11 protein-coding genes are annotated in these 15,182 nt (G+C 72.2%); all 11 read right to left on the reverse strand.

Going from position 1 to position 15,182, the window contains the following annotated elements; translation table 11 throughout:
- Positions 1–2: 2 nt before the first annotated feature.
- Entirely contained in the window at positions 3–1,010 is a 1,008-nt protein-coding gene (locus OHU35_RS33680; RefSeq protein WP_405508007.1) for a mandelate racemase/muconate lactonizing enzyme family protein, read from the reverse strand.
- Positions 1,007–2,386, reverse strand: a complete 1,380-nt coding sequence (locus OHU35_RS33685; protein WP_405508009.1) for a DUF6025 family protein — start codon at positions 2,384–2,386, stop codon at positions 1,007–1,009. Before OHU35_RS33685 ends, OHU35_RS33680 begins: the two co-directional genes overlap by 4 nt.
- Entirely contained in the window at positions 2,383–4,923 is a 2,541-nt protein-coding gene (gene acnA / locus OHU35_RS33690) for an aconitate hydratase AcnA (protein ID WP_189721448.1), read from the reverse strand. Before acnA ends, OHU35_RS33685 begins: the two co-directional genes overlap by 4 nt.
- Positions 4,920–6,329, reverse strand: a complete 1,410-nt coding sequence (locus OHU35_RS33695) for a citrate/2-methylcitrate synthase (RefSeq protein WP_359888244.1) — start codon at positions 6,327–6,329, stop codon at positions 4,920–4,922. Before OHU35_RS33695 ends, acnA begins: the two co-directional genes overlap by 4 nt.
- Positions 6,330–6,368: 39 nt before the next feature.
- Positions 6,369–7,931, reverse strand: a complete 1,563-nt coding sequence (locus tag OHU35_RS33700; RefSeq protein ID WP_189721446.1) for an amino acid adenylation domain-containing protein — start codon at positions 7,929–7,931, stop codon at positions 6,369–6,371.
- 249 nt (positions 7,932–8,180) lie between these two features.
- Positions 8,181–8,795, reverse strand: a complete 615-nt coding sequence (locus tag OHU35_RS33705; RefSeq protein WP_189721445.1) for an RraA family protein — start codon at positions 8,793–8,795, stop codon at positions 8,181–8,183.
- A 45-nt stretch (positions 8,796–8,840) separates the two neighbouring features.
- Positions 8,841–11,486 (reverse strand): YCF48-related protein, encoded by a 2,646-nt coding sequence (locus OHU35_RS33710; protein WP_405508011.1) that lies wholly within the window; start codon positions 11,484–11,486, stop codon positions 8,841–8,843.
- Between the two features lie 64 nt (positions 11,487–11,550).
- A complete protein-coding gene (locus OHU35_RS33715; RefSeq protein WP_189721444.1) occupies positions 11,551–12,777 on the reverse strand; it encodes an MFS transporter in 1,227 nt (408 codons plus the stop codon).
- Positions 12,778–12,819: 42 nt separating this feature from the next.
- The gene (locus tag OHU35_RS33720) at positions 12,820–13,785 is read right to left on the reverse strand and encodes a hypothetical protein (RefSeq protein WP_189721443.1); all 966 of its coding nucleotides are present in this window, start codon (positions 13,783–13,785) and stop codon (positions 12,820–12,822) included.
- Positions 13,785–14,462, reverse strand: a complete 678-nt coding sequence (locus OHU35_RS33725; RefSeq protein ID WP_189721442.1) for a response regulator — start codon at positions 14,460–14,462, stop codon at positions 13,785–13,787. The genes OHU35_RS33720 and OHU35_RS33725 overlap by 1 nt, the downstream gene beginning before the upstream one ends.
- Before the next feature lie 20 nt (positions 14,463–14,482).
- Entirely contained in the window at positions 14,483–15,157 is a 675-nt protein-coding gene (locus tag OHU35_RS33730) for a sensor histidine kinase (protein WP_405508014.1), read from the reverse strand.
- Between the last annotated feature and the right edge of the window lie 25 nt (positions 15,158–15,182).

The raw sequence follows: 15,182 nt of genomic DNA on the forward strand, positions 1-15,182 counted from the left end.
GTTCAGTCCTCTCCGTGGATGTCGTGGGTCCGGTGGGCGGGGGTGGCGCCGATGCCGGGCGTGGTGGGCAGGGTGAGGGCGCCGCGGTCGATGCGCACGCCGGTGAACGGGTCGTCGAGCAGGCCGACGGGCCCGTCCAGGTCGAGGTGGTCGGCGAGCGGGGCGAGCTGCGCCATGGCGGTGGTGCCCAGGGCGCTCTCCACCTTGCAGCCGAGCATGGTCGTCAGACCGCAGGCACGGGCGAGGGTGAGCATCTCGTGCGCGGCGGCCAGGCCTCCGCTCTTGGCCAGCTTGATGTTGATGCCGCTGACGCGGTCGCGCAGCCGCAGCACGTCCTCGGGCCCGCCGCAGTCCTCGTCGGCGAAGACGGGGACCGGGGAGCGTTCGTGGACGTAGCGGAGGTCGTCGAGCGCACCGGGGGCGACAGGCTGCTCCAGCAGTTCGACGCCGTGCCGGTGCAGCTCTTCGGCGACGCGAAGGGCCTGGTCGGGGGACCAGGAGCCGTTGCCGTCGACACGGATGCGTCCGTCGTAGACCGAGCGGAGCACTCCGGCGCGGCTGCCGTCGTCCCCGGGGGTGAGCTTGAGCTTGAGGATCGGCCAGTCGGCCAGCTTCCTTGCCTGCCGGACGAGTTCGTCGTCGGGACAGGCGCCGATGGAGAGCGCCGTGGGTTCGAGGGGCAGACCGTCGAGCCCGAGGAGTCGGTGCAGGGGCTGCCCGCTCGCCTTGCCGAGCAGGTCGTGCAGCGCCATGTCGACGGCGGACCGGGTCGCGGGGCTCACCCGCGCGAGCAGGTCCAGCGTCCGGCGCACCGCGAAGGGCCAGGCACCGGCCAAGAGAGGTGCGCAGGCTGCGAGTTCGGCCGGGTCGGCACCGCGCGCGGTCCCGTGCCCGCGCAGCCCTTGCCAGGTCAGTTCGACGATGCTCTGGCGCACCTCGGTGGTGACGCCGGTGTTGCTGACGAACGGCTCCCGGAGAGCGATGACGACCTCGCGCTGAGCGAGTCTCATCCCAGCACCTCCTCGAACGCGGCGACCGCACCACAGGCCTGACGAAACGTCAGCTCGCGGAACCCCTCGGGCTCCACCGGCACCGCGACCTCGCGCGGGGTGTCGTCGGCCGGTACTCCGCTGCCGCTCCTGAAACGGCCGCGCAGGTACTCCGAGAGCCGGTCGCGGTGGGAGTCCAGCCAGGTCAGCGTGGTGTCGTAGGCGGCCTCGGGGCCCGCTGCCCGCACTCCGCGGAACAGCTCCGCCAGCGCCTCGGCGTCGTCCGGCGCCGTGCTCGGCGGACAGAGCATGAAGGCCTGGGCGGGCAGCAGCACGAAGGCCACCGGACCCGCCTCGCCGAAGTGCCGGACCAGCGGGTCGGTGATGGCCCGCAGGGAGCGCACCGTGGAGCGCCGGGACAGATAGCCGCCGCGCCGGGGCGGGCAGCCGGCCATGGCCCTGGCACCCCAGTGGAGATGGGTGATGAACGGGCTCTCGGGCGGACCGGCCGGAGCGTCCGGGTGGTGCACGTCGAGCAGGGCGAACAGCACGTTGGTGAGCTGGAGCGACATCACCGGCAGGACCGGCGGCAGATCACGCATCCGGGCGAAGAAGTCGGCCGGTTCCACCAGCGCCCGCACCGTGAGCATGACCGCTTCGGCGAGGGCGCGGGCCGACGGGTAGCGGTGGCCGTCGAGTACATAGCCGGTGCCGTCCGGCCGCAGATCGCAGCGGCTCACCTCGCCGTCCAGGCGTACGGCCTGGCTGATCAGCTCGGCGAACGCCTGGTTGCGGCCCTGCGCGGCCGCCTGCTCCAGGAGCAGGGTGAGCATGTCGGTGACGAGCGGGGCGCGGTCGGTGAGGGCGGCGGCCCACTGCCGGAAGCGGTAGCCGGGCAGGGCCAGCATCCGCTGCCAGTGCAGCTCGACCAGCGGGACCAACTGCCCGTCCACCTCTGCCTGCACCAGGGGGCAGAACAGGGGCTTGCTCCGGTCGCGGCGGACGAAGCCGGTGCCGTCCCAGGTGTGCAGGGGCAGGGTGTGCCGCTTGCCCTTCTCGATGAGCGAACCGGGCTGGTACGCCTCGTCGCCGCCCTCGGTGCCGGCCTCGGTGCGGGTGAAGCCGTAGATCAGCGGATAGCCGTGACCGCCGCCGCAGATCGCGGTGTTGAAGTCCATCGGACCCGAGCGCCCGGCCGCGATGTCCTCCCAGTTGCCGAGGTGCCCGGTGCGCGGCGGCAGCAGGGCCGGGTCGGAGTCCAGGGCGTCGAGGAGGGCGCCGATGGTCACGTCGTGCGTGCCGACGTGCACCGGGACGAAGGTCTTCGTCCCGGCGGTGAGGGCGTCGGCGTCGGCGGCCCGGCGCAGGCCGAGCCGGTCGAGGATGTGTGCGCTCATCCGGACGCGGCCTCCTGTTCGCGCAGTTGCCGCAGCAGGTACGGCAGCGTGCCGCCGGCCAGCAGGACGTCCCACTCGCCCTCCGACTGCACATCGGCGCGTGCCGTGAACACCTGCTCGCCGGCGGTGACCTGTACCTCCCGGGTCTCCCGGGCCCGGTCCACGTCCAGTGCGAACTCCTCGTGGCCGGTGAGGCCGAGGCCGGCCCAGCCGTGCCCGGCGGGCAGCAGCAGCGGCAGGATGCCCATGGCGCACAGGTTGGCGCGGTGGATGCGCTCGAAGCTCTCCGCGAGGACCGCCCGGACACCCAGCAGCCAGGGCCCCTTGGCGGCCCAGTCGCGGGACGAGCCCATGCCGTAGCTGCGGCCGGCCAGCACGATCAGCGGGGTGCCGGACTCGGCGTAGCGCCGGGCGGCGTCGAAGACGGGCAGCCGCTCGCCGCTCGGCAGGTGCAGCGTGGAACCGCCGCTGTCGCCGTCGCCGACCAGGAGGTTGCGCAGCCGGGGGTTGCTGAAGGTACCCCGGGCCATCACCTCGTGGTTGCCGCGGCGTGAACCGTAGGAGTTGAAGTCGCGGACCCCGCGTTCGAGGAGGTGACGCCCCGCCGGGGAGTCCGCGGGGATGGCGCCGACCGGCGAGATGTGGTCGGTGCTGATGTCGTCACCGAGCGCGAGCAGGGCTCGGGCACCGGACAGCGAGCCCGGAGCGGGGGCCGGGTCGGCGTAGGCGGGGGGCCGGATGTACGCGGACGCCGGGTCCCAGGCGAAGACCTCGCCGTCCGGGGCGCTGATCGCCTCCCATGCCGGGTCGGGTGCCTGGTCGTGCGCGAACATCCCGGGCGTGATGAACCGGTCCTCCAGTTCCCGCAGTTCGCCGTTGTGCGGCCACAGGTCCCGCAGATGTACGGGGCGGCCCTCGGTGTCCGTGCCGAGCGGCTCGTTCTCCAGGTCGGCACGGACGGTGCCGACCAGGGCCAGCGCGACCACGAGGGCCGGGGAGGCCAGATAGCCCGCGCGGACCTGGGAGTGGATGCGGGACTCGAAATTGCGGTTGCCGCTGAGCACGGCGGCCACCGTCAGACCATGGCGGTCGACGGCCTCACCGACCCCCGGGTTGAGCGGGCCGCTGCCGCCGTTGCACGTCATGCAGCCGTATCCGACGACGTGGAACCCCAGCTTCTCCAGATCGCCGAGCAGCCCCGACTCCGCCAGGTAGCGGGTGACCGCGCGGGAGCCGGGCGAGAGGCTGGTCTTGACGTGCGCGGGCACGGTCAGACCGCGCTCCACGGCCCGGCGGGCGAACAGTCCGGCGGCCAGCATCGCCTTCGGATTGGAGGTGCTGGTGCAGGACGTGATGGCCGCGATGACCAGGTCGCCGTCGGACACCGGGTCCTCGGTGCGGACCTCGCCCTGGTGCAGCGCCGCGAAGGAGGCGGGCAGTTCGCCGAGGGAGATCCGCTGGTCGGGGCGGCTCGGTCCGGCGAGCCCCGGGCCGACCTCGCCCAGGTCGAAGTCGATGGTCCGCCCGAAGACGGGTTCGTCGCCGCCGCGCAAGAGCCGCTGCCGCAGGCAGTAGTCCCGCACCCGGTCCACGTCGGAATCCGTGCGGCCGGTGCGCCGCAGATAGCTCAGGGTCTCCTCGTCGACGGGGAAGAACGCGGTCATGGCGCCGTACTCGGGAGCCATGTTGGCGATCGTGCAGCGGTCGGGCGCGGTGAGCTCGGCGACCCCGGGGCCGGTGAACTCCAGCATCATGGCGCGCACGTTCCGCTCGCGCAGCCGGCGGGTCAGGGCGAGCACCACGTCGATGGGCGAGGTGCCGGGGCTGACCGCGCCGGTGAGGCGGACGCCGACGATCCGGGGAATGCCGATCGGCTGGGCGAGGCCCAGCATCTGCGCCTCCGCCTCCAGACCGCCGACGCCCCAGCCCAGCACTCCGAGGCCGCCCACCATGGTGGTGTGGCTGTCGGTACCGAGCACGGTGTCGGGATACAGGCTGCCGTCCCGGCCCTCGGCGACGACCGTGGCGAGCCGCTCCAGATTGACCTGGTGGACGATGCCGTGGCCGGGCGGGATGACACGCAGCCCGTCGAAGGCGCCCTCGGCCCACTTGAGGAACGAGTAGCGCTCCTGGTTGCGGGACATCTCCAGCGCCTCGTTGAGTGTGAGCGCGTCCGGACGCCCCGCCCAGTCGGCCTGCACGGAGTGGTCCACCACCACGTCGATGGGCAGCGCGGGATTGACCCGGCCCGGCTCGGCGACGCGGTCGCGCAGCACGGCGAGGTCGACGAGCAGCGGGATGCCGGTGTAGTCCTGCACGAGGATGCGGGCGGGCCGGAACGGCATCTCCAGGCCGGGGTCCTCGCCGAGCGCGAGGCGCTTGCCGAGAACCTCGGCCTGCGCCGGGTCCCCGCCACGCAGCAGGGATTCGATCAGGACACGGCCCGTGTACGGGACGGCGCCGAGGTCGAAACCGCGCTCCGCGGCGAAGCCGGGCAGCGAGGGCGCGGCGGGTGCGGCAGATGTCGTACGGCTCATCGGCCGTCCGCCTTCCGGTAGGTCCGCCCGTGCGGCCCGTCATAGGTGAGGAGCGGCCGGATCAGCACGTTGTTGGACTGCTGCTCGAGCGCCTGGGCGACCCAGCCGGGCGTGCGGCCGACGACGAAGAGCGGCACGGCCAGGTCGTCCGGCAGGCCGAGCAGCCGGTAGGCGAGCCCCGCGTACAGGTCCACGTTGGGGGCGACGCCGTGCCGGCTGTACGGGCGCATCGCGGTGGCCACGGCGTCGAGGATGTCCAGGCCGGTGGTGTCGCCGCGCTCCTCGCTCAACTCGACGACGGTGGAGCGCAGATGACGTACGCGAGGGTCCTCGGTCCGGTAGACGCGGTGGCCGAAGCCCATCACGGGCTCGCCCCGGCTCTGGAGCGCCTCGACGTGCGCCCGCGCGTTCCCGGGCGAACCGACCTGGTCGATGAGGCCGACGACGCGCTCGGCGGCACCGCCGTGCACCGAGCCCGCGAAGGCGGCGACGGCGGCGGTGATCGCGGCCGTCATGCCGGCCCGGCAGCCGATGGCGACGCGGGCGGTGAACGCGGAGGCGTTGGAGCTGTGGTCGGCATGGACGATGAAGCCCTTGTCGATGAACCGCACCGCGGCCGGCGAGGGCCGCTCGCCGAGCAGCACGGTGAGGAACGCCTCGGCGTGGGTGGCGTCCTCCGGCGGCTGCAGTGGCTCGCGGCCGGTGCGGAAGGCGTGGTGCGCGGCGACGATCATCGGTATCCGGGCGATCAGCGAGACACCGGTCTCCAGGGCCTCGGCGTAGCTCTCGTCGGTGCCGGGCACCCGCTGCGGGCCGAAGGCGCCGAGCGCGGAGACACAGGTGCGCAGTGCCTCCATGGGGTGCGCGTGCGCGAGGGAGCGGACCAGACCGAGGACGGGGGCGGGCAGCGTGCGCAAGGCGCGCAGCTGCTTCGCGAAGCTCTCCAGGCCTGCGGCGTCCGGGAGTTCACCGTGGACCAGCAGGTGAGCGACCTCCTCGAAGGAGGACCGCTCGGCCAGGTCGTGGATGCTGTAGCCGCGGTACTCGAGGACCCCTTCGGCGCCGTCGATGTGGGTGATGGCGGTCCGGTCGAAGACGACGCCCTCCAGACCGCGATGTACGGTACGGCGCTCTTCCTGCCCGGCAGCACCCGCGGGGACCCCCGCGTCCCCGCGGGTCCCGCCGAGGGCCCGGGCCGCGGCGAACTCGCGGACGGCCGCCACCGATCGGAGCCCCAGCGTGAGGTCGTCGTCGATCTCGACGCCGTACTCCTGCTCGATGGCGACCAGCAGTGAGACGTGGCCGAGCGAGTCCCACTCCCTGATCGACTGGTATTCGAGCCCGTCCGTGACACGGTCCTCGGCTATGCCGAGGGCGCGGGCTATGAGCTGGTCGACGTTGCTCACAATTCCCTTTCTTGGCGGTCAGAGACCTTGTGTTGGAGGTCAGAGACCTTCGTCGAGTCGTCTGAGCAGCGCGCCGCGGTCGGTCTTGCCGTTGCCGTTGACCGGCATCCGATCGACGACGTGGACCGAGCGCGGCACCATGTAGGCGGGCAGCGCGTCGGCGCAGGCCTCGGTCAGGGCTGCCGGATCGGTGGCGCCCGAGACGACGGCGCTGATGGTGTCCGCGTCGGGCCACAGCAGGGCGACCGCCTCGACGGCGCCCGCGCGGCGCAGCACGGCCTCGATCTCGCCCAGTTCGACGCGGTGGCCGCCGACCTTGACCTGCTGGTCGTTGCGGCCGAGGCAGACGTATTCGCCGTCCCGCAGCCGGACCAGGTCTCCGGTGCGGTAGTACGTACGGCCGCGGTGCGAGAAGTAGCGCTCCGCGGTGATCTCGGGGGCCTGCCAGTAGCCGGGGGTGGTCTGCGGCCCCGTCATGCAGAGCTCGCCGGTCTCCCCGTCCGGCACGGGATTCAGCTCCTCGTCCACCACCAGGGAGTGGAGGCCGGGGTAGGGGCGGCCGATCGGCACGTTGTCGTGCACGCAGGCCGCGGGGCTGGTGGCCGGGTCCCAGCGGTGCACCGTGCAGGCGATGGTGAGCTCGGTCGGCCCGTACAGGTTCTCGACCACCGAGCCCGGCGCGGCGGCCTGCCAGGCCTCGGCGGTGGCGCGGGGCAGTGCCTCGCCGCAGAACAGGCTCCAGCGCAGCGTGGGCATGGTGGCGGGCCGCAGCACTCCGCGCCTGCGCAGCATGGCGGCGACGGAGGGCACGGAGAACCACACCGTGATCCCGTTCCGCTCCAGATACCGGAAGGGAGCCAGGACCTCGATGGACTCCATGGAGCAGACCCGCGCGCCGTTCTCCCAGGCCATGAAGAGGTCGAAGACCGACAGGTCGAAGGTCTGGTCGAAGGTCTGCGTGAGCCGGTCGTCCGGCGTGATCCGGTACCGCTCCTGGTTGGCGTCGAGGAACGCCCGCACGTTGCCGTGGGTCACCGGGACGCCCTTCGGAACGCCGGTGCTGCCCGAGGTGAACAGCAGATACGCGATGTCGTCGGGCGACACCTCCGGCAGCTGCTCCAGCGGCGCGGCCACGGCCAGGTCCATGGCGTCCAGCACCCGTACGTCCCCGAGGTCGCCGGCCTGGCTGCGTACGGCATCGGGCAGCAGCACGACCGGGTTGCGCGGCAGGTCCCGGAGCAGCCCGGCGAGACCGGGCAGCGAGGCGGAGTCGACGATCACCGCGTCGACGTCGGCCCGTTCGAGCATGGACCGGGTGCGCTCGGCCGGGAACTTCCGGTTCAGCGGCACGAATGCGGCGCCGGCGCACAGCGCGGCGGCGACGCCCAGGTACGAGGCCTCGCTGCGGTGGGCGAACACACCGACGCGGCGGGGGCGGCCGCCGGCCGCCTCGACCAGCAGGGTGGCCCACCGTCGCGCGGTGGCCGCGGCCTCTTCGTAGGTGTAGCCGCGGCTGCCGATGGTCAGAGCGATGCTGCCGGGCAGGACGCGCGCGTGGTGGAGGAGGCCGGCTCCCAGGCGCACATTCAGTGCTGTGGTCATGTCGATCCGAACTCATCGATGACTGGACCCGACTGAACCTAGTGACGCTGCTTCCCGGCGGCTCGTTTGTGCGCGCTGAATCCCTAAACACCGCTATCCCGAGAAAAACGCGTTCTGCTCATTTGCCGAACGGCTAATTGCCGACGGGCCCGAGAACGAAAACAGCGGTGCACCCCGGATCGTGCTCCGGAGCGCACCGCTGCAAACGGGTTCGGCTGCAGGGCGCCTGTGTACGGGAAGTCGGTTTGGTCAGCCGGTGAAGCCCTGGTCGCTCAGCGCCTTGTCGATGCGGGCCCGGTGGTTCGCCTCCCAGGCGTCGAGGGACTCCTCGGCCTCCTTGGCCAGCTTCGTCCGAGCCGCCGCGAGGATCTCCTCCCGGCGGGCGGCGGGAGTGACGACGACGCCTTCCTCGTCGGCGACCACGATGTCGCCGGGGTGCACGAGCACGCCGCCGACACGGGCCGGCTCACCGAGCGCGCCGATCTTCTTCTTGGTTCCGGGGATCGGGATGACACCGCGCGAGAAGACGGGGAAACCCGCCTCGCGCACCTCGCCGAGATCTCGGATGACACCGTCGACCACGAAGGCCGCGACCCCCCGGCGCTGGGCGACGGCGCACACGTTGCCGCCGGCCAGCGCGTAGTCCACGTCACCCGACTCCACGACGATGACCGAGCCGGGCTCGGCGCGGTAGATCGCGGCGTGCAGCATCAGGTTGTCGCCGGGCTCGCACCGCACGGTGTACGCGGGGCCGGCGACGCGGGGCGAGTTCCACAGCGGACGGATGCCGGTGTCCATGACCTGTGCGCGGCCCAGCAGGTCGGCGAGGGTGGTGGGAGGAACGTCCTTGAATGCGTTGTCCATTGCTTCCTCTGTATCGGTGGGGTGGTGCCACGGCCTGTGGATCGGTCAGCGAACGGGGATCGCGTCCTTCTCCGGACTGTAGAAGTGCTGGTCCCAGGTGGCACCGCCGTCGGAGGTCGACAGCACGGTGCCTTCGTCACCGACGATCCATGATTCGAGCTCGGAGAAAGTCCGCACGTTCCACAGCGACATCCCGGTGCCCGTGGTGCCGACCTGCCAGGACGTGCCCCCGTCGAGCGAGGTCATGACGGTGTCGCTACGGCCGACCACGCGGCCGGTCCGGCCGTCGGGCGTGAAGTGCACGGCGGTGAAGTTCTGCCGGGTGGGGCTCTCCCGGCGCTCCCAGGTGCGGCCCGCGTCCCGGGTGTGCACGACGGTGCCCCGGTGGCCGACGGCCCAGGCCGTGGCGGGGCCCACGGCGTGGATGTCGATCAGGTCGTCCGTGCCGCCGCTGTCCTGCGTCTCCCAGGTGACCCCGCCGTCCCGGGTGGCGAAGACGGTGCCGCCGGTGCCCACGGCCCAGCCGGTGCGGTCGTCGGCGAAGTCCACCGCCCACAGGGCACAGCCGGTGTACGGGCTCGGCTGGTGCAGCCACGTGGTGCCGCCGTCCCGAGTGCCGAGGATGGTGCCACGGTCGCCGACGGCCCAGCCGGTGAGGGCGTCGGGGCGCATGTGCACCTCGAGGAGGTCCTTGCCGCTGCCGCTGGGCTGACGCTGCCAGGACAGGCCGGCGTCGCGCGTGACCAGAATGGTTCCGGCCCGGCCGACGGCCCAGGCGGTGGTGTGGTCGGCCGGCGAGACGGAGTACAGGTTCGCGGCCGTGCCGCTGGGCTGCTGGGCCCAGCGGCGTCCGGCCCGGGTGGCCAGCACGGTGCCGCCGTCGCCGACCACCCAGCCGTCCCGGCCGGTGGGGAAGATGTGCACGCCGTACAGGTTGCGGCCGGTGCTGGCCACGTGGGAGGACCAGGTCGCGCCGCGGTTCCCGGTGGCGATGACGGAGCTGCCGTCGCCGACGGCGTACACCTGTGCGCCGTCGGGCTGTGCCCACACGCCCTTCAGGTTGTCGGCGATGCCGCTGTCCTGTGGCTCCCAGGTGACGCCGCCGTCCTTCGTCGCCAGTACGGTGCCGCCGTCGCCGACCGCCCAGCCGTGCTCGCCCGACGCGGTGAACGCGACGCCCCACAGGCTCACGTCGGTGCCGCTGTCCCGCGTCTCCCAGGTGACGCCGCCGTCCTTCGTCGTCAGTACGGTGCCGGCGCGGCCGACGGCGCGTGCCGCGCCGCCGGTGCCGGCATGGACGCAGGTGAGCGTGGTCCGAGTCGCGGCGGTCTGGCCCTGCCAGGTGGCTCCGGCGTCGGTGGTGGCGAGGATCGTGCCCTCGGCGCCGGCCGCCCAGCCGCGGTCGCCCTCGAAGTGGACGCTCAGCAGGGGCACTTCGGTGGGAGTGTCCTGGCGGTGCCAGGTGGTACCGGCGTCGGTGGTGGCGAGGATCGTGCCCTCGGCGCCGGCCGCCCAGCCGCGGTCGCCCTCGAAGTGGACGCTCAGCAGGGGCACTTCGGTGGGAGCGTCCTGGCGGTGCCAGGTCGAGCCGCCGTCCTCCGTGGCCAGGACGAGGCCGGCGTCGCCGACGGCCCAGCCGCGCCGCGCGTCGGAGAGGAAGGTGACGTCCCACAGCTGTGCGCCGCTGCCGGTGTCGCCCACCTGCCAGGTGGCACCGCCGTCCGTGGTGACCGCGAGCAGGCCGTCCCGGCCGACGGCCCAGCGGGCGTCGCCCGAGCCGTGTACACCGGCCAGGTCCTTGTGGATGCCGCTGAGCTGCGGGGTCCAGGTCTCACCGCCGTCCGGGGTGGCGAGGATGAGGCCGGAGTCGCCGACCATCCAGCCGTGCCGGGTGTCGGCCATGAACGCGAGGGACACCACGTCCTTGGCCGTGCCGCTGGACTGCGGGGACCAGGTGCGGCCGCCGTCGTGGGACGCGAGGATGACGCCGTCGTCGCCGGAGGTCCTGACCTCACGGCCGTCGGGCGCCGCCCACAGCCCGTACAGATCGAGGCCGGTGCCGCTGTCCGCCCGGACCCAGGTGCCGCCACCGTCCTCCGAGCGCAGCACGGTGCCCATGCGGCCGACGGCCCAGCACAGATCGGGCGACACCGCGTAGATCCCCCGCAGGTCGATCTCGGCGTTGCTCTGCTGAACGGTCCAGGTCGCTCCCGCGTCGGTGGTGGCGTGGATGCCGCCCCGCTTGCCGATGATCCAGGCGGTCTTCTCGTCGAGCGTGAAGCAGCGGGTGAAATGCGTGTCGTCGGAGTGCTGCCGCTGCCAGGTCAGTCCGCCGTCGGACGAGACGAGGATGGTGCCGCTGTCTCCGACAGCCCAGCCGGTGCGGCCGGCGGGGTCGAAGGAGATGCCGTACAGGTTCCGGTCCGTGCCCGTGCTGCGCTGCTCCCAGTGCCGGCCGCCGTCCGTGGTGTGCAGGATGACGCCGTCCCGGCCCGCTATCCAGCCGCGCTCGGTGTCGGCGAAGCAGACCGCGCGCAGGTCCTTGTCGGTGCTGCCCTGCGAGTGCCAGCGCAGGCCGCCGTCCGTGGTGGCCAGGATCATGCCGCCGTCGCCGACGGCCCAGCCGTGGGCCTCGTCCACCAGGCAGACGCCTTGGAGGTTGACGCTCCGGGGGGCAATGGTGCAGGTCATGGGTGACACCTCGCTGGGTGAGGGGCTTGTGGAAGGCCTGCCGAGGCGCACGGCGGGCCGGGGCTCAGGCTGCGGCGGCGGCCTTTTCGGCGGTGGCGGCCCGGCTGCGCACACCGCGGGCCACGACGGCCGGCATGGCGGCGCCCAGCAGGGCGTACGCCACGGCCAGGACGATCCAGCCGGTCGCACCGTGGCCGATGACCAACCAGGTGAAGACGGCAGGGGCGAACATCTTGCCGACGTCGCCGCCCATCTTGTACGTGCCCTGGTACTGGCCCTGGGCGTGGTCGGGCGCGAGGTCGTACGCGATCGTCCAGCTGCCCGCCGCGTGCCGGATCTCACCGAGCGCGTGCACGAGAGCGCCCAGGATCAGCAGGACGCAGGCCGTCAGCGTCCCGCTCCCGCCGGTCGTCGCGAACACGAGGCAGGCGGCCGCCACACAGCCCGCTCCCTGGAGGCTCGCCCAGGACGCGGACCTGGGGTCGTCGGTGCCGCGGGCCGCCCTGGTCTGGAAGGCCACCACGAAGGCGGTGTTGACGAGCAGGATGGCCGCGCTCATCCAGCGCGGGGCGTCCGTGTGGCTGATGACCCACAGCGGCAGCACGATGTCGAGCAGCAGCGCATGCGTGATGAGCAGTCCGTCCAGGGCTGTGAATGCCAGGAACGGCATGTCACGCAGCACCGCGAAGGCCGCGCCCGCCGAGGCCGGCACCGGAGGCACCGGTGCCTCCTTGAGGGTGAGCAGGCCGGTGACGAGGAAGCAGAGCGCGGTGAAGAGGACGGCGCCCTGGTAGCCGACGCGTTCGCCCCAGGCCAGGACGAGGCCGGAGATGCAGGCGCCGATCGACATGGTCACGTTGAGCGCGGCCCGGATGTACGCCATGACCCGGGCCCGCTCGCCCTTCGGGACGTTGGCCGCGATCATCGCCTTCCGGGCGTTGTTGCCGGCCCGGTAGGCGAGACCCTGGACGGAGGTGACGATCAGATACGACCAGAACCCCTCGACGAACACCAGGGCGGCGGTCAGCGGCGCCAGCGCCAGGAACGACCACATCTGAACCGTGCGCGGCCCGGCCCGGTCGGCGAGATGGCCGAGCGGGATGCTGGACACCAGGACGAGGGCGGCCGCGATGCCCACGCTGACGCCGAGCTGACTCGGCGTGAGCCGGACCATGGTCACCGCGTAGATCGCGTTGATGGCCATCCACAATCCCTGCCCCAGACTCATCACCATGGTGATGAACGTGAGCATCCGGGCGGGGCCGGGCGGGGGGAGAACACGGGTCAGCACGGATCGGCTTCCTGTCGCATCGCTGAGGATTCGTTGGGGAGGCTAGGTCATGGGAGGGGGCGCGCCACCGTTGTGGGCGCAAACCGATTTCACGGCGGAAAGCCTGTTCTTCTCGTAAATCCAACGGCCGTTCGGCAGCCGGGTCGTGTGGCCGCCCGGCGGCCGCGAGCCGGCGTGCCCGGCCCGGTCCAGGCAGCGCGGGGCGCGACCGCGGTGCGTCGGCGCGGGGCGGGGATCCGGCAGGTCGTGCCGCCCGGCGAGCAGCTCCTGGACGCGCACCTTGGCGGCCATCAGGGGCACCCGTAACCGGCGCTCACGTGCTTCGGCGCGCCGTTGCCTGTCCGGGCGCCGGATGCCGTACCACCAGCGTGCCCACAGCGCCCGGGGCCGGCTGAGCCGCAGCGTGCCGACGACGAGCAGCGGCGGCCAGAAGATCCCCACGAGCCCGGTCCACGTCTTGCCCTTGAGCAGCGTGACCACGGCGAGCAGGAGGGAACCGGCCACCTCGGCGGCGAACCCCCCGGTGTCCCCCTCGCGGCTGAAAACGCCCCAGCGGTAGAGGCCGAGCGGGCGCAGTCCCATCAGCATCATGCCGCTCAGGGCGACGGCGGCGAAGACGGCGTCCACCGAGGTGCGGCCGCGCTCGGTCCAGTAGACGTCCTCCAGGTGCAGGATCAGCGCGAACTCGTCCAGGACGAGCCCGGTTCCGATCCCGAACACCACCGCGAGAACCGCGCGCCAGAGGGGCAACCCGTCCGGCACGGCGAGCCCGGCGATGCCCGCCCCCGCCATGAGGACCACGCCGAAGACCACGTGGTGGACGTGGAGCCCGCCGAGCCGGATGTTCCCCGGCCACCAGCGGACCCCGGCCCGGATCAGCCGGACGCTGAACCGGATCCCCACGAAGGCGGCGAGCAGCCCGACGAGGAAGGAGAAGAGCGGCAGCCGCCCCGTGGCCACGATGCACTGCTGGAACCAGGGCTCCAGACCGCTGTCGCACCCCGTCATCAGAGACCGGAGTAGAGGTGCTGAGGCCGCCCGCTGTCGCCGTACCGCAGGGTGAGCCGCAACTTGCCGTTTCCGGCCAGGTACTTGAGGTACCGCTGGGCGGTCGACCGGCTGATCCGCGCCAGGTCGGACACATCCTGGGCGGACACCTGCCGGTCGGCCCCGTACTTCGCGACGATGCGCAGGATCAGCTCGGCGGTGCGTTCCGAGTACCCCTTGGGTATGGCGTGCTCGGCGTCGGGGGTGCGCAGGGCGCCGAACGTCCGGTCGATGCGGGCCTGGTCCATCTCCGTACCCTCGTCGATGTTGCCGCGCAGCTGGGCGTACGCCTCCAGCTTGCTGCGCAGGCCGTCGCTGGTGAACGGCTTGGCGAGGTAGTACAGGGCCCCGGCGCGCAGGGCTTCGTGGACCGAAGCGGGCCGGCGGTCGGCCGTGACCATGATGACGTCGACGTCATGGCACATCTGCCGGAGACGACGCGTGAGAGACAGTCCGCTCTCGTTCGGCAGGAACTGGTCGAGAAGGATCAGGTCGATACCGCCGCTCTCCACGGCTGCGAGAGCCGGAGCGGCGCTGTGTACGATGCCGGCCACCCGGAAGCCGGGCACCTTTGCCACATAATGGGCGTTGATCTTCGCCACATAGAAATCGTCGTCAACGACGAGCACGTTGAACATGGTTCCCCCGGTCCCATTTGTCAGCCCGACTCTTGCCTGTCGACCGACATCCATAAGTGCGTGCGGACGGCTGCCATCCGAACGGTGAACACGGCGCCGCCGCCTTCCCGGTCGCCAACGGTGATGGTTCCGCCCCGCTCCTCGGTGATGGCCCGCACCAGCGGAAGCCCGAGCCCCCGCGGCCACGCGGGCGAGGAGGACGGCTTGGTGGACGCGCCCCGCTCGAAGATCCACTGTCGTAGACCCGGGTCGACGCCCGTCCCGTTGTCGCTCACGCTCAGTTCGACGACGCCCTGGTCGTGGTGGAGAGCGACCTCCACCGTGGGCGTGCACCGGGACGTGTCCGCGACGGCGTCGAGGGCGTTGTCGACGAGGTTGCCGACGACGGTGACGACATCACCGGCTCCGTCGATGTCGCAGGGCAGAAACGATGCGGAGCTGAGCCGCAGCCGCACTCCACGCTCCGATGCGGCGAGCAGCTTCCCGACCAGCTGGGCGCGGATCAGGGAGTTGCCGACCCGCTTCACGATCTCGCCGACCTCGGCGAGCGGAAGGCCCGTCGGCAAGGTGCCCGGCGCCGCCGGCCGTTCCCCGGCGTGCCGGGCGAGTTCCATCAGCCCCTGCAGCGTGTGGAGTGCGTTGCGCCGCTCGTGCCGCCGGACGTGTGCGTCGGCGAAGTACGGAACGTCGGGCACGTCCGGAGGCATGCCCTCAACGGGC

The organism is Streptomyces purpurascens (assembly GCF_045040895.1).
GTDB classification, from domain to species: Bacteria; Actinomycetota; Actinomycetes; order Streptomycetales; family Streptomycetaceae; genus Streptomyces; species Streptomyces purpurascens.